The 17,308-nt window shown below is 68.0% G+C and carries 17 protein-coding genes; 9 read left to right on the forward strand and 8 right to left on the reverse strand.

Annotation, left to right across the window (positions count from 1 at the left end; all coding sequences use genetic code 11):
• Positions 1 to 48: 48 nt before the first annotated feature.
• Positions 49 to 2,445, reverse strand: a complete 2,397-nt coding sequence (locus AC1RUS_RS00585) for a TonB-dependent receptor (protein WP_492911982.1) — start codon at positions 2,443 to 2,445, stop codon at positions 49 to 51.
• A gap of 291 nt (positions 2,446 to 2,736) precedes the next feature.
• Between AC1RUS_RS00585 and kduI the strand changes: the two genes are divergently transcribed.
• Both kduI and AC1RUS_RS00595 read left to right on the forward strand, forming a co-directional pair.
• Positions 2,737 to 3,573 carry a 5-dehydro-4-deoxy-D-glucuronate isomerase gene (kduI, locus tag AC1RUS_RS00590; RefSeq protein WP_492911984.1) on the forward strand — a complete coding sequence of 279 codons (837 nt, stop codon included), beginning with the start codon at positions 2,737 to 2,739 and terminating at the stop codon, positions 3,571 to 3,573.
• Between the two features lie 257 nt (positions 3,574 to 3,830).
• Entirely contained in the window at positions 3,831 to 4,574 is a 744-nt protein-coding gene (locus AC1RUS_RS00595) for an SDR family oxidoreductase (RefSeq protein WP_492911986.1), read from the forward strand.
• Positions 4,575 to 4,577: 3 nt separating this feature from the next.
• On the opposite strand, the gene AC1RUS_RS00600 is transcribed toward AC1RUS_RS00595, so the two are convergent.
• Positions 4,578 to 4,958, reverse strand: a complete 381-nt coding sequence (locus tag AC1RUS_RS00600; protein ID WP_492911988.1) for a VOC family protein — start codon at positions 4,956 to 4,958, stop codon at positions 4,578 to 4,580.
• Positions 4,959 to 5,022: 64 nt separating this feature from the next.
• Entirely contained in the window at positions 5,023 to 6,561 is a 1,539-nt protein-coding gene (locus tag AC1RUS_RS00605; RefSeq protein ID WP_492911990.1) for a tetratricopeptide repeat protein, read from the reverse strand.
• A 150-nt stretch (positions 6,562 to 6,711) separates the two neighbouring features.
• Here AC1RUS_RS00605 and AC1RUS_RS00610 point away from each other — a divergent pair, with 150 nt between their 5' ends.
• The 3 genes from AC1RUS_RS00610 (at position 6,712) to AC1RUS_RS00620 (ending at position 9,871) form a co-directional block, all read left to right on the forward strand.
• Positions 6,712 to 7,041 (forward strand): PadR family transcriptional regulator, encoded by a 330-nt coding sequence (locus AC1RUS_RS00610; protein ID WP_492911992.1) that lies wholly within the window; start codon positions 6,712 to 6,714, stop codon positions 7,039 to 7,041.
• 13 nt (positions 7,042 to 7,054) lie between these two features.
• Entirely contained in the window at positions 7,055 to 8,032 is a 978-nt protein-coding gene (locus AC1RUS_RS00615; RefSeq protein ID WP_492911994.1) for a hypothetical protein, read from the forward strand.
• 687 nt (positions 8,033 to 8,719) lie between these two features.
• Entirely contained in the window at positions 8,720 to 9,871 is a 1,152-nt protein-coding gene (locus AC1RUS_RS00620) for a cell wall hydrolase (RefSeq protein ID WP_492911996.1), read from the forward strand.
• On the opposite strand, the gene AC1RUS_RS00625 is transcribed toward AC1RUS_RS00620, so the two are convergent.
• Positions 9,831 to 10,643 carry an SDR family oxidoreductase gene (locus tag AC1RUS_RS00625; RefSeq protein ID WP_492911998.1) on the reverse strand — a complete coding sequence of 271 codons (813 nt, stop codon included), beginning with the start codon at positions 10,641 to 10,643 and terminating at the stop codon, positions 9,831 to 9,833. The genes AC1RUS_RS00620 and AC1RUS_RS00625 overlap by 41 nt on opposite strands.
• A 106-nt stretch (positions 10,644 to 10,749) precedes the next feature.
• On the opposite strand from AC1RUS_RS00625, the gene AC1RUS_RS00630 reads away from it, so the two are divergent.
• Positions 10,750 to 11,499, forward strand: a complete 750-nt coding sequence (locus tag AC1RUS_RS00630; RefSeq protein ID WP_492912000.1) for an exonuclease domain-containing protein — start codon at positions 10,750 to 10,752, stop codon at positions 11,497 to 11,499.
• 119 nt (positions 11,500 to 11,618) lie between these two features.
• Here AC1RUS_RS00630 and AC1RUS_RS00635 read toward each other — a convergent pair whose 3' ends face one another.
• Complete coding sequence (locus tag AC1RUS_RS00635; protein ID WP_035045459.1) at positions 11,619 to 11,798, reverse strand: YegP family protein; 180 nt, start codon at positions 11,796 to 11,798, stop codon at positions 11,619 to 11,621.
• Between the two features lie 109 nt (positions 11,799 to 11,907).
• Between AC1RUS_RS00635 and AC1RUS_RS00640 the strand changes: the two genes are divergently transcribed.
• Complete coding sequence (locus AC1RUS_RS00640) at positions 11,908 to 12,480, forward strand: DUF1003 domain-containing protein (protein ID WP_492912002.1); 573 nt, start codon at positions 11,908 to 11,910, stop codon at positions 12,478 to 12,480.
• A 74-nt stretch (positions 12,481 to 12,554) separates the two neighbouring features.
• Positions 12,555 to 14,051 carry a DUF8614 domain-containing protein gene (locus tag AC1RUS_RS00645; RefSeq protein WP_492912004.1) on the forward strand — a complete coding sequence of 499 codons (1,497 nt, stop codon included), beginning with the start codon at positions 12,555 to 12,557 and terminating at the stop codon, positions 14,049 to 14,051.
• A gap of 130 nt (positions 14,052 to 14,181) precedes the next feature.
• Here AC1RUS_RS00645 and AC1RUS_RS00650 read toward each other — a convergent pair whose 3' ends face one another.
• Both AC1RUS_RS00650 and AC1RUS_RS00655 read right to left on the reverse strand, forming a co-directional pair.
• Positions 14,182 to 14,589: a response regulator transcription factor gene (locus AC1RUS_RS00650; RefSeq protein WP_492912006.1), complete on the reverse strand. Its 408-nt coding sequence runs from the start codon at positions 14,587 to 14,589 to the stop codon at positions 14,182 to 14,184.
• Positions 14,590 to 14,658: 69 nt separating this feature from the next.
• Positions 14,659 to 15,600: a GlxA family transcriptional regulator gene (locus AC1RUS_RS00655; RefSeq protein WP_492912008.1), complete on the reverse strand. Its 942-nt coding sequence runs from the start codon at positions 15,598 to 15,600 to the stop codon at positions 14,659 to 14,661.
• Between the two features lie 79 nt (positions 15,601 to 15,679).
• Between AC1RUS_RS00655 and AC1RUS_RS00660 the strand changes: the two genes are divergently transcribed.
• Positions 15,680 to 16,366 carry a DJ-1/PfpI family protein gene (locus AC1RUS_RS00660; protein ID WP_492912010.1) on the forward strand — a complete coding sequence of 229 codons (687 nt, stop codon included), beginning with the start codon at positions 15,680 to 15,682 and terminating at the stop codon, positions 16,364 to 16,366.
• A 112-nt stretch (positions 16,367 to 16,478) separates the two neighbouring features.
• On the opposite strand, the gene ygiD is transcribed toward AC1RUS_RS00660, so the two are convergent.
• Complete coding sequence (gene ygiD / locus AC1RUS_RS00665; RefSeq protein WP_492912012.1) at positions 16,479 to 17,249, reverse strand: 4,5-DOPA-extradiol-dioxygenase; 771 nt, start codon at positions 17,247 to 17,249, stop codon at positions 16,479 to 16,481.
• Positions 17,250 to 17,308: the final 59 nt, after the last annotated feature.

Below are 17,308 nucleotides of genomic sequence, written 5' to 3' on the forward strand. Positions count from 1 at the left end.
TGGAAACCTCACCCTGAGCTTGTCGAAGGGCGAGGTTTCAGCGCGGTCCTAGAAGTTCACGTCCAGCCGTGCGCCGAAGTAGCGGAAGGCGTCGCGGCCCGGGAACCAGGTGCGGCCCGCCGCCGTCGGGATGGCGGGATTGCTGTAGCCCGACGTGCCGTTGCCCAGGCCTTGGGCGTAGCGCTTGTCGAAAAGGTTGTTGGCGAAGGCGGTCAGCTTGTAGCGGCCGTCATTGGCGGCGATCCCGAGCGTCAGGTCGGTGATGCTGTAGGCCTTCTGCACCTGGCGCGGGTCCTGGCTGAGCGCGAAGTTGACGTCGTCCTGCCAGCGCACGGTGGCCCCGACGAAGCCCTTGAACGGCAGGCCCGGCAGCTCGACCTCGTACTGGCCGCCGATGTTGAACTTGATCTTCGGCGTATTGTTCAGCCGCTTGCCGTGCAGGTTCTGCACCCGGCCGTTGGTGCGGGGCGTGGTGTAGCATTCGCCCGGCGCGCCGACGAAGGCGGGGTCGGTGCTCGTGGTCGTGACCTGGCCCGTATAGCAGGGGCCGTTGGGGAAGGTGACGACCGTGGCGTCGGTATAGGCGAAGGCCCCGTTCAGCCGGAAATTCTTGGTCAGCCGTGCCACGCCGTCCAGCTCCAGCCCGCGCGTGCGCAGGTGACCGACGCTATTGAGGAAGGTCAGGAAGGTGCCGTCGGGCAGGGTGTTGGTCACCGAGGTCTGGAAGCCGCGATAGTCGGCGCTGAACACCGTGGCGTTGAAATAGACCCGGCGGTCGAACAGGCTGCTCTTGAAGCCGATCTCGTGGTTCTTGGCCGTCTCGGGCGGCACCGGCATGTTGGCGGCGATCCGCGCGTCGAACGTGCTGACCAGGTCGTAGGCCTGGCCCTTGTAGCCCGTCGAATAGGTGGCGAAGGTCATGATGTCGGGCGTCCACTTGTACTGGACCCCGACCTTGCCGGTCACCGCGTCGTCCTGGTTGGCTCCGGCGAATTCCTGCACCGTGGTCGGCGAGTTGATCGTGGTGTTGGCGAAGATCGTCTTGTGGAACTGGTAGTCGATCTTCTGGCGGTTGATCCGCGCGCCGCCGGTCAGGCTGAGCTTGTCGGTCAGGTCGAAGGTGGCGTTGGCGAAGGCCGAATAGTTCTCGTTGGTGCTCTCGGCCAGATAGCGGGCCAGCTGCAGCACCGGGCCGCGGTTCAGATAGCGGTCCAGCTCGTTGCGGGCGTACCACAGGCCGGCCACGTAGCGCAGGCGCTGGTCGCCGGGCGAGGTCACGCGGAACTCCTGGGTCACCGACTTGGCGTGGAAATAGCCGTTGATGTTGGCGCCGCTGTTGATGCCCGAGGGGCTGGCCACCGGGAAGCCCAGCAGGAACGGCACGTCGGTGCCGTCGATGTCCTGGAAGTCGGTCATCTTCCAGCGATCGCTTGAGGTGATCGACGAGACGGTGTGGCCCTTCAGGACCGAGCCGTCGCCGAACAGGTAGTCGAGGCGGGCGGTGGTCCCGAACACCTGCGAATTGCCGCCGCCGATGCGGCCGTCGGCGCGGACGAAGTGGTTGTTCTTGTCGATGGTGATGCCGCGCAGGGTCGTGGTCGCGGGGAAGGCCGGCTCGCCCTGGTAGAACAGGCCCGGCGTCAGCTCGGTGATGGCGCTGGCGCAGCAGCTGGAGACATTGCTGTTGAAGCGCGGCGCGAGACTCAAGGTCAGGTTCTCGGTGGGCGTCCACTCGATCTTGGCGGTGGCGGTGAAGCCGGCGCTGCCGTTGACGCTCTTGCCGGTGGTCAGATTCTTGAGGTTGCCCTGGTAGTCGCTCTTGGCCACCGTCAGGCGCACGCGGACATCGTCATTGATCGGCCCGGTCACCGTGAAGCCGGCGCGCTTCTCGCCGTCGTCGGTGACCAGCAGCATGGCCTTGCCGCCGAACGTGCTGGAGGGGGCGGCGGTGACGATGTTGAGCACGCCGGCAATGGCGCTCTTGCCGAACAGGGTCGACTGCGGTCCGCGCAGCACCTCGACGCGCTCGACGTCGATCAGGTCCTTGAAGGCGGCGGCCTGGAAGCCGATCGGCACGTCGTCGATGACCACGGCGACGTCCGACTCCACGGCGATGCCGTTCGAGAAGGTGCCGATGCCGCGCATGTTGATGCTGAAATTGCCCGGCTGGCTGCCGTAGTTGATCACCAGGCCCGGCGACAGCTTCACCAGGTCGCCCAGCTCGCGGACATTGTTGCGGTCCAGCACGTCCTGGGTGACGGCGGTCACCGACACGGGCACGTCCTGCAGGCGCTCGGCCCGCTTGGTCGAGGTGACGATGATCTCTTCCAGCTGGGCCGAAGCGTCGGGCCCGGAGGCCGATTGCGCCAGGGCCAGGCCCGGCAGGGCGGCCAGCGCGACGGCGGCCGCCGTCGACGCCAGCAAGAGGCGGCGTGTTCTGATCATGTGTTTCGCTCCCACGGACGTCGACCGGTTGAACCCGGCTTGAAGACGCGCTAATTTGGTAAGACCAATTGGGCAGTGAAGTCAGATTCTGTCAAGCCAATCGAAAGATCGTTGTTCTATCGATTGAAGGAGCGCCTTCGGGTTCTGGGTTCGGGACCTGAAATGGCTGCTTTTGCGCACGCGATGGGCCTCGCCAGTCCATCGATCTGATTTGTCCGTATGGTCATATAACTGTGGATGGGTGGCCAGAATTGGCTATACCAATGCCACGTCCAAGATCACGAGCGCCGAATGTCCGACAGTCCCACGCCCCTGAACGCCCGCGCCACCACCGATCGCGAGGGCCTTGGGCGGATGAACGCCGGCCAGATCCGCGACGCCTTCGTGATCGGCGACCTTTTCCGCGGCGGCGAGATCCAGATGACCTATGTCGAGGTCGAGCGGGCGGTGGTCGGCTCGGCCGCGCCGCTGGACACGCCGCTGGCGCTGAAGGCTGGAGCCCAGCTGAGCGCCGAATACTTCTGCGAGCGTCGCGAGGTCGGGATCATCAATATCGGCTCGGTCGGGTGGGTCGAGCTGGACGGCGCCCGCCATCTGCTGGAGACCCACGACAGCCTCTATGTCGGCAAGGGCGTACGCTCGGTGGTGTTCGGCGGGGCCGGAGCCAAGTTCTACTTCGTCAGCTATCCGGCCCACGCGGTCTATCCCAGCAAGCTGGTGCGCAAGGACGAGGCCCGGCGCATCGACACCGGCAGCCAGAAGACCGCCAACCAACGGGTTATCCGCCAGAGCATCCGGCCCGGCATCGTCGAGACCTGCCAGCTGGTGATGGGCTTCACCGAGCTGGCCCCGGGCAATGTCTGGAACACCATGCCGCCCCACACTCATGGTCGACGGTCAGAGATCTACATGTATTTCGACGTCGCTCCGGCCCGGGTGATGCACATCATGGGCGAGCCGTCGAACCCTCGCACCGTGTTCATGGACGACGGCGAGGCGGTGTTCTCGCCCAGCTGGTCGATGCACAGCGGCGTCGGCACCGGCGACTATCGCTTCGTGTGGTCGATGGGCGGCGAGAACCTGGACTTCGACGACATGGATCACCTGACGCTGGCGGATCTGGGGTAGGGGCGGGTGGCTTTCACGGCCAGCTCCGCACGCCCCCTCCGTCACGATGCGTATCCGCAGCGCGCCACCTCCCCCGTTTCACAGGGGAGGAGGAAAGCCGCTGACCTGCTCCTCCCCTGCGCAGCGGGGGAGGTGGCGCGGCGCCGATAGGCGACGTGACGGAGGGGGCGCTGCCGAGCCCGCCAAGCCGGACCATTCCATCCGGCTCCAGAAGTCCCTATCTCCCGGCTCACAATCGCCGGACCGGAGACCAGACCATGACCCAAGACGCCCAGACCAAAGTCGCCATCGTCACCGGCGCCTCGGGCGGCATCGGCGCCGAGACTGCCAAGCGCCTGGCCCGCGACGGCTTCGCGGTGGTGGTCAACTACGCCGGCAACGCCGCTTCGGCCGACGCCGTGGTCGGTGAGATCCAGGCGGCCGGCGGCAAGGCCCTGGCCCATCAGGCCGACGTCGCCGATCCCGCCGACGTGCGCGCGATGTTCGACGCGGCGGAGGCGGCCTTCGGCGGGGTGGACGTGCTGGTCAACAACGCCGGCGTCATGAGCCTGTCGCCGATCGCCGATACCGACGACGCCGCGTTCGACCGGATGATCGCCATCAACTTGAAGGGCGTGTTCAACACCCTGCGTGAGGCGGCCAACCGGCTGCGCGACGGCGGTCGGATCATCAACCTCTCGACCAGCGTCGTGGGCATGCTGCTGCCGGCCTACGCCGTCTACGCCGCCACCAAGGCCGGGGTGGAAACGATGACCAGCATCCTGTCCAAGGAACTGCGCGGCAAGACCATCACCGTCAATTCGGTGGCTCCGGGCCCGACCGAGACGCCGCTGTTCCTGACCGGCAAGTCCGACGAGCTGGTCGAACGGCTGGCCAAGATGTCGCCGCTGGAGCGCCTGGGGCAGCCGGCCGACATCGCCGCGGCGGTGTCGTTCCTGGCCGGGCCGGACGGAGCCTGGATCAACGGGCAGACGTTGCGGGCGAACGGCGGGATCATCTGATCCCTAGTAATTCCCGATATTGATGATGTTGCCGTCGGGGTCCTTGAACCAGGCGACCTTCATCTCGCCGGACACATGGACGTCGCCGTCCAGGGTGACGCCCGGCATGTCCTGATAGTGCTCGAAGGCGACGCCCTTGGCCTGCAGGCCCTTGAGCACCTCATCGAAGCTGGGGCCTAGCGACCAGGTCACCGTGGTGGCCTGGTTGGTCCCGGCGAAGGCCGACTCGTAGACCAGCAGGGTGGTGTCGCCGGCCTTATAGCCCTGCACGCCGTCCTCGCTGGCCTCCAGCGGCGTCAGGCCCAGCACCTGTTCATAGAACGGCCGCGCCGTGGCCAGGCTCTTCACCGGCACGGTGGCCTGGGCGTCGTGGGTTCCGAGCATCGGAGGGCTCCTGCGGATCGGGATGCGCCGGAACAACCGATGCGACGGGCCTCTTGTTCCCCAATCAGGCGACCGGCCAGAGGTCTCCGGGCGCGTAGTGTTCGATGCGGCCGACCTTGGCCACCGCGGCCAAGATGTCGGGGCGGGCGCGCAGGGCGTCCATCCGCGCCTTCATGTCGATGTCGTACGCGGTGGCGAACGGCGCCAGTGGCGTGTCCTGCAAGGCCAGCAAGGCCTCCGAACGCTGGCTGGGGTCCTCCAGTCTCGCGATGAGCAGGGCGGCCGCGCCGTCCAGGTCGCCGCGATAGGTCAGCACCTCGAAGAGGTTCAGCTTGCCCTCCAGGCCTAGGGCCCGCAGGTCGGCCACGGCCTTGTCGGCCGCCTTGGCGTCGCCCAGCTGGATCGCGGCGGCGGCGCGCACGTATAGGCCCACCGATCGGCCGTAGGGCGACATCAGGTCCAGTCGCACGGTCGACACCGTCGACAGGGCCTCTTTGGAGCGCCCCAGCCTGACCTGGGAGGCGGCGAGGTTGAGGGTCTGGCTGACATTGGCCTTGCCGTGCTCGGGCACGCGGGCGCCGGCGGCCAGGATGGCCAGGGCCTCGTCGCCGCGACCCAGCCGTTCCAGGGCCATGTTCCCCTGGTTGTGGGCCCACGGCAGCATGTCGTCCATGTCGCTATAGGCCTTGGGGTCGTCGTTGGCCTTGGTGATCGCCGCCTCGATGACGGTTAGCGCCTCAGCCGGCCGGTTGAGCGCCAGCAGGGCCTCGGCTTTCGCCGTCTGGCCCGACAGCCGCGCCGGGTGGGTCTTGATCAGGGCCTCGACCGCTTTCAGCCGCGCCACGGCGGCGACGCGGGGCAAGAAGCGGTCAGGGCCGGCGCCGCCAACCGGGTCGAAGGCCTTGTCGGCGCGCATTTCGATCAGCACGTCGCGGTCGGCGATCCCGGCCACGGCCTTCTCGGCCTCGGCGGTGCGGCCGCGCGCCAGCAGGCCCCGGGCGTAGTCGCGCCAGAAGGCGCTGTTGTCGGCGAAGGGGTCTTCCGGCTTCCAGCCGCCCTGGACGATGGCCTCGTCGAGGCCGAAGGCCTTGGCCTCGCCGCCGGGCAGGGCCAGCGTGCGGCGGCGAACGCCGTATATGAAGCTCTCATCGAACTCGGCCAGGGTCTCTGGAAACCGCGCGGCCAGCACGGTCATGCTCCTCACGGCGTCCTCGTGGTCATTGGTCTTGGCGGCGATCTGCAGGCGCAGCGACCAGTCGAAGCCTTCGGCCTCGGCCAGTTCGGAGGTCGGCACGATCGCGGCGCGGGCGGCGGGCAGGTCACCGTCGTCATAGGCCAGGGCGGCGATCATCAGCAGGACGGCGCGCTTCAGGGGCGAAGGAGCGGTGTCGAAGGTCTTGCGCTTTGACGCCTTCTCCAGCGTCTCGCGGGCGTGCTTGCCGTCGCCGCGCTCGACGTCGGCTCGAGCCTCGGTGACGGCCAGGATCAGGGCGTCGTCCGCGCCAGCCGCGGCGGCGGGTTGCGGACGCAGGTCGGCGAGGGCGGGAACCGTCCCGCAGGCCAGGAACAGGACGGCCGTTCCGGCCAGCAACACACCACGCAAACCCGCACCCCCGGAAATCACTTGCGGTTGCAGAACAGCATGGCCGCGCGCGCCATGGCAACGCTTTCGCGTGGCGATTGACTCTTCATATACTGTGTGAGACACAGTGTGCGCCACACACCATGTGGCGCACACGATACGGCGCACACCATGCCAAACGATACGGATATCTTCGAACAGCTCCGCCAGGAGCTTCGGCGCGGCACCCTGATCCTGGCCGTGCTGGCCCAGCTTCGGGTCGAGCGCTACGGCTACAGCCTGCGTCAGGCGCTCTCTTCGGTGGGCGTCGAGATCGACGAAGGCGCGCTCTATCCCATGCTCCGGCGGCTGGAGGGGCAGGGCCTGCTCGCCAGCGAGTGGCGCGAGGAAGACAAGCGCAAGAAGCGTTTCTACCGCCTCTCGGCCGAGGGCGAGGCCGTGCTGGCCCGCCTCGCCGCCGAATGGCGCTCCATCAACGACACCCTGCAACCCCTGCTCTGAGAGAGGCCTGATCATGGACCTGCTCGACCGTTATCTGGGCGCGATCGCTGCCCTGCTGCCCGCCGCCCAACGCGAGGACATCATCGCCGAGCTGCGCGACGTCCTGATGAGCCGCATCGAGGACAAGGAGGCTCAAGCGGGCCGCAAGCTGAACAGGAAGGAACTGGAGGACCTGTTCCGTGAGTTCGGTCATCCGCTGGCGGTCGCCGGACGTTACGGCCCCCAGCGCGCCCTGATCGGGGTGGAGCTCTATCCGTTCTACATCTTCGCGGTGAAGGCGGCCCTGGCCATTGCGGCCATCGTCACCCTGATCCCGGCGGTGGTCGGCTTCGTCACCGAGGGCGGGGCGGTGGTGCGGGTGCTGCTGCACGCCTTCAACGGCTTCATTCCCACCGCGCTGAAGCTGATCGGCCTGATCACCATCGTCGGGGCCATGGTCGAGCGCGGTTGGATCAAGGCCGGCGACTTCGGCCAGTGGAAGGTCAGCGACCTGCCGACCGTCCCGGCGAAAAAGGCGTGGTTCCGCACCACCCGCTTCGAGGCGCTGTTCGAGGTGGTGTTCATGGTCTTCTTCACCCTGTGGTGGGTTGGCTTGATCGACCTGCCGATCGGCGCTGGCCCCTATGGCGCGCAGGGCGAGGTGCAGATGACACTGGCCCCGATCCTGACCGAGTTGCACTGGCCGATCCTGGCCATGTCCGTCGGCCAGGTGATCTCCGGCCTGATCCTGGTGATCCGTCCGGCCTGGGTCGCGCCGCGCGCCGTCGCCGAGATCCTGCTGTCGCTGGCCGGCATCGCCCTGGCCGCGGTGCTGTGGCCGCGCATGCCGCTGGTCACGTTCAGTGGTCCGGAGGCTGCGGCCGAAGGCGTGGCGACCTTGCAGACGATGGTCGACCACATCATCAAGGGCAGCGCCCTGGTGGCGGTGGCCATCTGCGCCGGCAAGATCGCCATCGAGGGCTGGCGGCTGGCGCGGTTGGGGAAGGCCTGAGCCCAAGTTGTCATCCCCGCCGCAGAGCCGGGACTGCCAAAAGCTCTGCGCTTGCCGTGGCCCCGGATAGCCTCTGAGAGGCTTCCGGGAGGACACTTAAGAGTCTACTTCTTCGGCTTGGCGGCCGTGTTCACGACCGCGCCGACCCCGGCGCCGACGACCGCGCCGACCGGTCCGCCGACCACGGCGCCGGTGGCCGCGCCGGTCGCCGCGCGCTGTTCCATGTTGTGCCCGCAGGCGGTGAGGAGCAGGGCGGTTGACGCAAGGACAACCGCCCGCGCGGCGTTAGGGTTAAGGCGCATCGAGCGGTCCTTGAGATGGTGAATTTTCGCCATCAGTAACGGCGCCCGTCAGGGTCGAGTTCCCTGAATCAAAGTCTTGAGAACAGTGTTCCCAATGCTTCGCATCGCGGCAAATAACGGATTTTTTTGGCTGTCCGGTTTTTCTAGCGAATCAAGGCGTTAACGATCTTGACTGCGGCTTTTCAGCCTAAAATCCATGCTGCACTGCGGCATTAGCTTGCGACTCGTGGCGGGATCGTTCATAAGCCGGTCATAAGTAGGTTTTCGGCCACATCGTGAAACGGCCGGACCTCCGCTTTTAGAGCTGCCCGACAGTGAGTTTTCCGGGTCTCTAGAGGCGCTTTTGTCGGGGGGCGGTACGCCCTCGCCGCGCAGGACACGAGTTTTGTATATCAAGTCGCAGACGCGTGCGGACGCACGTGGGCTGGTCGGCGCCGTATTGGTCGGATCCATCACGGGTCTGGCCCTGGGCGGCGTTTACCTTGCTGGCGGGCTGGCCCAGACGGCCACCCAACACGCCCGCGTCACCCGCTTGGCCGACGGCGCTTCGGAGGGTTTCTCCGACGCCGCCCTGGTCAACGCCGTCTCCAGGATGGACCAGGGCGCGCTCGCCGTGGCCCGTCGTCACGATCCGTACACTTCCGCCGGCGCCGCCCAGCGTGATCGCCAGGTCGCTCTGATGGTCGCTCGTCTGGAAAACCGCCGGGCGGGGGAAAGCGTTCCCGACATTCGCAGCGGCCCCCTGATGCTGCGCGCCAGCTTTGGCGGTCCGTTCAACCCGGCCGCCGCGCCGTTCCGCTTCGGCAACGTGCTGGAAAGCTCGCGCGAGCTCGATTGCCTGGCCGAGGCCGTCTATTACGAAGCCCGCGGCGAGACCCCCAGCGGCCAGGCCGCCGTGGCCCAGGTCGTCCTGAACCGCGTCCGCCATCCGGCTTTCCCGAAGTCGATCTGCGGCGTGGTGTTCCAGGGCGCCTATCACCGCACCGGCTGCCAGTTCAGCTTCGCCTGCGACGGCTCGATGAACCGGGGCCGTGAACGCGGCGCCTGGGGCCGCGCCCAGAAGATCGCATCGCGCGCCCTGGCCGGCGCGGTCATGAACGAGGTCGGCTCGGCCACCCACTTCCACACCACCGGCGTCGCGCCGGGCTGGGGTCCGCGCCTGCTGCGCGTGGCCCAGGTGGGCATGCACGTGTTCTACCGCTTCGGCGGCCGCACCGGCGCGCCGGGGGCCTTCACCTCGACCCCGCGTCCCTCGACCGTGGACGACATGCCCAACGCGCCCGAGATCGCCAACATGACGGCCGACGGCAAGCCGATGACCTCGGGTCTGCCCAGCGCGCCGATGCTCTACGCCGCCAACGCCGTGGCCGCCGTCCAACCGGCCCAGCCGCGCGGCATGGGCGGCCCGCTGGGTCCCGCGACCGAACCGGCCTCGGCGCCGATCGCGACCGCCCCGGCCGCCAAGTCGATGGTCGAGAAGACCTCGGCCGACGTCGTCAGGACGCCAGCAGCGGCCTCGACCGGAGCTGCTTCCTAACCGCGCCCGGCATGTGGCTGCTGGCGAAGCGCATCTGCTTGGCCCGCTTGCCCACGAAGTAATGCAGGTCCTTCCCGGACGCCGCCTTGAACACCACCTCGGCGGCGTCCTCGACGGGATAGACCTCCAGCCCGCCCTTCTTCAGGGCGTCGGCCATGTTCTCGTTGGTCCCTGACGCGCCGGCGTTGAGGATCGGCGTCTCCACGAACCACGGCATCACGCAGGCGACGCTGACCCCGTGGGCGGCGTATTCGACGTCCAGCGCCTCGGACAGGCCGCGCACCGCGAACTTGGTGGCCGAATAGACCGCCAGCTTCGGCGAGCCGTACAGCCCCGCGCACGAGGCGACATTGATCAGCCGACCGCGCCCGGCCTTCAGCAGCGGCAGGCCGGCCCGGGCGCCGTGGATCACGCCCTTGATGTTGATGTCGATCTGGATGTCGCAGTCGGCCTCGCTGAGATCCTCCAGCACCCCGAACCGCGCCACGCCGGCGTTGTTGAGCAAGGCGTCCAGCTTGCCCCCGGTCTCCTTGCCGAACGCGCCCAAGGCGTTGTCCCAGCCGTGGCGGTCGCGGACGTCCAGCCGGTAGGTCGCGCCGTTGTCCGGACCGATCGCGGCCAGGGCGGCCTTCAGGCCCGCGGTGTCGATGTCGGACAGGCCAACGTACCAGCCCTCGGCGGCGAAGCGCTTGGCGCTGGCCAGGCCGATGCCGCTGGCTGCGCCGGTGATGAAGATGGTCTTGCGCCCGTTGGATCCGGCGTTGGCGCTCATGCGCGATCCTCCCCGTCGTTCTTATTCGTTATCAGCGATCAGACGCCCGACGGGGGAGAGGGTCAAGTCTCTGGCGATGCGACGACCCGACGCCCATATTCGGACCATGTCCATCGCTCGTGTCCGCGTCATCGACCTGGAGACCGCCGGCTCGTCCGCGCAGGATGTCTGCGAGATCGGCTGGCAGGACGTCGTGGCGGGCGAGGACGGCCGCTGGTCGGTCAGCGAGGCGCGCGGCGCGCGGCTGGTCAATCCGGGCCGCCCGATCTCGACCGCGACGATGGCGGTGCACCACATCCGGGACGCTGACGTGGCCGACGCGCCGTTCTGGAAGGAGGTCGCGCCCTCGGTGTTGCAGCCGCCCGGCGGGGTGCTGGCCCTGGCGGCCCACCGCGCGTCGTTCGAGCAGCACTTCTGCCGGCCCAGGCTGACGGGCGGGGCGCGCTGGATCTGCACCTGGAAATGCGCCCTGCGCCTGTGGCCGCATCTGCCGAGCTTCTCCAACCAGATGCTGCGGTACGAGCGGACGCCCGAAGGCCTGGTCCACGCCATCGGCCTGCCGGCCCATCGCGCCATGCCCGACGCCTATGTGACGGCGCACCATCTGCGCGACATGCTGAACGAGGCCTCGCTCGACCAGCTTCTGGCCTGGAGCGCCGAGCCGGGCCTGCTGCCGCGCGTGCCGACGGGACCGGAGCGGGGACAGTCCTGGGAGCGCCTGGCGGCCGATCGGCTGGTCGCCCTGACCCGCGATCGCGATGTCGACATCCGCTTCACCGCTGAGACCGAATTGCGCCGCCGGGGGATCGCCATCGAGCCCACCGCCGCGCCTGTGGCGCAACGGACCCTGTTCTAGCGTCAGGACTGCAAGGGGGAGGGGGCCGCAAGAGCCGGAACCCGAAGGCTGCGCGCCCGCCTTCGGATTCCGGACGGCCTTGGGGGCCGGAAGATGCGCCGCTGAGGGCGTGAGGATCTTTAGTCGGTCTGGTCGTCGATCTCGGCGTCGGGGCCGTTCTTCTTGATCGACTCGATCGCGTTCTTCGCCGAGGCCTTGGAGGAATAGCCCTCGGTCGAGAAGATCGTCTCGCTGTTGTAAACGAAGTTGACGCGGAACTCTCCCGCCTTGTCCTTCTTGATCACGAACTTATGGGCCATGGGCGTCTCCCGGAGGGGGCAAGGGGGCTTTGTCGCTTAAGCGACAATCAAGAGCCTCGCCCGCCAGGCGAGGTCGTGTCAATCGTGGGGCGTGCAAGGGAAATCACCGATGACCGCCGACGACCGCCTCGACCAGCTTTCACGCGAACTGCTGGCCGTGCCCTATTGCGACCTCAGCGCCGTCCAGAAGAGCGTCATCGACCTGATCGCCGCCGAGGCTCCGACGGGCCTGAACGAGGCGCTTGTCTCCGACGATCGTGGTTTCTGGGACCGGCTGGCCGACAAGGTCGCCGCGGTCGGCGGCTCGTGGGCCTTCATCGGCGCGTTTAGCGCGGTGCTGCTGGCCTGGGTCGCGTTGAACATCGTGCTGAAGACGGTGAACCTGGCCTTCGACCCCTATCCCTTCATCTTCTTGAACCTGGTGCTGTCGACCGTCGCGGCCCTGCAGGCGCCGGTGATCATGATGAGCCAGAACCGCCAGGCCAAGAAGGACCGCGAGAACGCCGAGCACGACTATGTCGTCAACCTGAGGGCCGAGCTGGAGATCATGCACCTGCACGACAAGCTGGACGCTCTGCGGGATCGGGATCTTCTGGAGCTGGCCAAGTGCCACTCGGAGGCGTTCACGAAGCTGGAGGCGCAGATCGAGGCGTTGAGCGCGAAGCTGGAGGCGAAGGGGTAGGCGTCCGGCGACGGTCTCGCCACCGCCCCAAACCGGGTGTAGCCCTAGACGCAACATTCGATCCGAGGTCCTTGATGCGTCTCTCCCTTCGCCTGATCGCCGGCGCCGCCGTGCTGCTCGCCGCGCCCATGGCTCAAGCCCAGACCGCCGCTCCCGCCGACTACGCCGTCGTCGCCATGAAGCCCGACACCAAGTTCCTCACCGCCGAGGAGCGGTCGGTGGTCAACCTGCTGATCCAGGCCGCCGACCAGATGAGCGCGATCTTCCTGCTGCAGTCGGCGGGCAAGGATCCGGGCCATGGCTTCTATCCGGCCGGCCTGACCAAGGCCGAGCTCGAGACCTATCTGGCCGCCCATCCCGGCGAGAAGGCCGCCATTCTCGACGGATGGACCGTGGTGCAGCGCCAGGGCGACAAGCTGGTCGCCGTGCCCTATTCGGTCGCCTACAAGCCGCAGCTGGAAAAGGCCGCCGCCCTGCTCGACCAGGCCGCCGCCATCACCACCAATCCCAGCCTCAAGCGGTTCCTGACCCTGCGGGCGACGTCGTTCCGCACCAACGACTACTTCCAGTCCGAGATGGCCTGGATGGATCTGACGGGCACGCCCATCGAGGTCGCGATCGGCCCGTACGAGACCTATACCGACGAGCTCTACGGCCAGAAGACCGCCTTCGAGGCCTTCGTCACCCTGAAGGACCCGGCCGAGAGCAAGGCGCTCGACAAGTACAAGGGCTATCTCAAGGCCATGGAGGCCAACCTCCCGGTCGAGGATCGCTACAAGAACTTCAAGCGGGGCGGGGACTCGCCCCTGGCCGTGGCCGAGCAGGTGCGCGGCGGCGGCGACAACACCGAAGGCCCGCAGACCATCGCCTTCAACCTGCCCAATGACGAGCGGGTGCGCGAGGCCAAGGGCGCCAAGAAGGTTATCCTGTCCAACGTGCTGGGCGCCAAGTACGACCGCATCCTCAACCCCATCGGCGCGCGGGCGCTGGTTTCGGAGCAGGCTCCGCTGGTCAACAAGAAGTACATGACCCTGGAGACCCTGTTCCACGAGCTGTCGCACAGCCTGGGCCCGGGCTCGATCACCGTCGACGGCCGCGCCACCACCGTGTCGGCCGAGATGAAGGACATCGGCGGCACGGCCGAGGAGGCCAAGGCCGACGTCATGGGCGTCTACAACATCCTCTTCATGATGGAGAAGAGCGAGCTGCCGGTCGCCGAGCGGCCGCAGCTGATGGCGACCTACATGGCCGGGATCTTCCGCGCCGTGCGCTGGGGCGACGAGGAAGCCCACGGCCGGGGCGCGGCCTTGCAGTACGGCTACCTGAAGTCCAAGGGCGCCTTCGCCTGGGATCCGGCCCAGAAGCGCTTCAAGGTCGACGACGCGAGGATGGCGGCGGGGATCAAGGACATCGTCGCCGATCTGGTCCGCCTGCAGGGCAATGGCGACTATGCGGGGATGGTGGCGTTCTTCGACAAGTACGCTCACCTGGACGACGAGTCGCGGGCGGTGATCGCCACGCTGAAGGACATCCCGGTGGATATCGCGCCGGTCTATCCGGACAAGATTTGAGCTCAAAGGCTGTCATCCCGGCCAAGCGCGAAGCGCGCCGAGCCGGGACCGCCGGATGCTCAGAGCTTGTTGTGGTCCCGGGTCTTCGCTGCGCTACGCCCGGGATGACAGGTTTGTTTTTGGAGCGCTCTCAGCTCGCCCCCTCGCCGCCCGTCTTGAACTTCTGCGGGTTCAGCGTGGCCTCGACGCGCTTGAGCAGGTCCTGCGGCGAGAACGGCTTGACCAGGTAGCCGTCGGCGCCGGCGTCCAGCGCCTCGCGGACGGTGCCGACGTCGCCCTTGGACGTCATCATCATCACCGACACCTTGACCCGCTGGTACTGGCGCAGCAGGCGCAGGACCTGCAGGCCGGTCATGTCGGGCATCTGGATGTCGAGCAGAACCAGATCCCAGCGGGTGTTTTGCAGCGCCTTGATGCCCAGCTCGCCGGTGGCCGTCGACGACACGGCGTAGCCCGCCTGGCCCAGCACCAATTCGACGAACTGGCGAACGACCAGGTCGTCCTCAATCACCAGTATAGCGGCGGGGGCGGTGGCCACGGGCGCGAGTCTCCTGCTTCGAACGGCCATGGTTCGGGCAGGCCAGGCGCCGTGTCAAATCGCCTGTTTTCAGACCGCGCGCGCGGTCCGGCGCAGGGCCTGGGGCGGCTGTCCGAAGGCGCGGATGAAGGCTCGACGCATGCGTTCGGGATCGCCGAAGCCGGTCTCCAGCGCCACGTCCTCGACCTGCAGCGGCTGGCTGTCGAGCAGGGCGCGGGCGGCCTCAACGCGCAGGCGCTCGACGGCCTTGGCCGGGGTGACGCCGGTCTCGGCGGCGAACAGGCGGGCGAAGTTGCGCGGGCTCATGGCGGCGCGGTCGGCCAACTGCTCGACGCTGAGGGCTTCGGCCAGATGCTCGCGGGCCCAGGCCAGCAGGCTGTCGAAGCGCCCCACCTTGATGTCGATCAGCGCCGAGAACTGCGACTGGCCGCCGGGGCGGCGATGATAGACCACCAGCTGCTGGGCCGTGCGCCGGGCGATGGCCTCGCCCTCGTCGGCGCCGACCAGCGCCAGCGACAGGTCGATGCCGGCGGTGATGCCGGCGGAACTCCACACCGCGCCGTCCTGGACGAAGATCTTGTCGGGCTCCAGCCGGATGGCCGGATAGCGTTTCTGGATGTCCTTGGTCCGGCTCCAGTGGGTAGTGGCGCGCTTGCCGTCCAGCAGGCCGGCCTCGGCCAGGATGTAGGTCCCTGAACAGACGCTGGCGACGCGGCGGGCGGTGCGGGCCGTGTCGCGCACATAGGCCAGGGTGGTCGGGCAGGACGCGGGCGCTCTCACGCCGTCGCCGCCCACCACCAGCAGGGTGTCCAGCGGCGGCGCGTCGGCCAGCGCGATGGTCGCTACCGACAGGCCCGAGGAACTGGCGACCATGCCGCCCTCCAGCGACAGGAACACCAGGTCATAGGCCCCCGGCGAGAACCGGCCGGCGATCTCGAAGGTCGCGATCGGGCCCGTGGCGTCCAGCAGCTGGAAGGTCGGATAGACCAGAAAACCGATCGTGCGCGACATGGCGGTTTCCGAGGGAATTATGTCATTTCCGCCAGACGCTAGGCCGGTGATGATCCGGCGTCAATCACGGGAGGCCGCCATGACCGAGATCCAGCCGCTGAACATCGTCTTCGCCCTGTTTCCGGGCGTCACCCACCTGGACTTCACAGGTCCGCACCAGATCCTTTGTCGCCTGCCGGGGGCTAAAGTCACGGTCGCCAGCCTCGAAGGCGGCGAGATCGAAGCCGACGGCTTGGTCTTCGCGCATCTGCCGCGCCTGGGCGATGTGGAGCTGTGCGACGTGCTGGTGGTGCCCGGCGGGTTCGGCACGACCGAGGCGATGGCCGACGAAGCCTTCCTGGGCGAGATCCGCCGCCTGGCCTGGGGCGCGCGCTACGTGACCTCGGTCTGCACGGGCTCGCTGGTGCTGGGCGCCGCGGGACTGCTGAAGGGCAAGCGGGCGGCCTGCCACTGGGCCTGGCGCGACCAGTTGGCGCTGTTCGGCGCCATCCCCGATCCGGCCCGCGTGGTCCGCGACGGCAAGATCTTCACCGGCGGCGGGGTGACGGCCGGCATCGACTTCGCCCTGGTCATCGCCGCCGAGATCGCCGGCGAGGACGTGGCCCAGGCGATCCAGCTGGCGGTCGAATACGCGCCGGCTCCGCCCTTCGACAGCGGCCGGCCCGAGAGCGCGCCGGCCAAGGTGCTGGAGCGGGTTCGGCGGATCTACGCCCACGGCATGCCCGAGCGGTTGGCGGCGGCGGAGAAGGCTGGGGCGCTTCTCTAAAGCCCTCCCCCTTGATGGGGGAGGGTTGGGTGGGGGTGATAGGGCGCTTGCCGGTTGAATCGCCGCGTCACCCCCATCCCCGACCCTTCCCCCATCAAGGGGGAAGGGAGAATTACCCGACCCGCACGCCCGTCATCGAGATCGCCGCGAACACGTCGTCGGTGAAGAAGCTAACCGCCTCATCCGCCTCCTGCGCCCCCAGCACATAGAGCAGCGGCAGATAGTGCTCGGCGCTGTTGATCGACACTGCCGCGTCCGGGCCCAGCGACTCCCAGTCGATCAGCGGGTCGTGGTCGCCGGCCAGGATCAGCGCCTTGGCGGCTTCGTTGAAGCGGTCGGCCCAGGGCGGGGCTTCGGGCCGGCGGAAGTCGGCGGCGCGGAGGTTGTGGACGATGTCGCCGCTGCCCATCAGCAGCACGCCCTCGTCGCGCAGGGCGGCCAGGCGCCGGCCGGCCTCGTAGTGCCAGCGGTTGGAGCGGCCGCGGTCGAGGCTGATCTGCACGACGGGGATGTCGGCCTCCGGATACATCGGCCTCAGCACGCCCCAGGCCCCGTGGTCGAGCCCGCGCGTGGGGTGCTGGACCACCGGATCGGGCGACAGGATCTCGGCCACCCTCGCCGCCAGGGCCGGATCGCCGGGCGCGCGGTACTGGACGTCAAACAAGGCCTGCGGGAAGCCGCCGAAATCGTGGATGGTCTCGGGCGCCGGCGAAGCGCTGACGGCCGTGGCGCCGCGGGTCTCCCAGTGGGCGCTGACCATGGCGATGGCGCGCGGGCGCGGCAGGTCGCGGCCGATCTGGCCCCAGGCGCGGCTCCAGGCGTTGTCCTCGATGGCGTTCATCGGCGAGCCGTGGCCGACGAACAGGGCGGGCATGCGGGTCATGACGGGATCTTCTTCGGAAACAGTAGAAGTTACAGATAAGAGCCGCTTCGCCGTACCGC

The organism is Caulobacter sp. GW821-FHT10F06 (assembly GCF_058809215.1).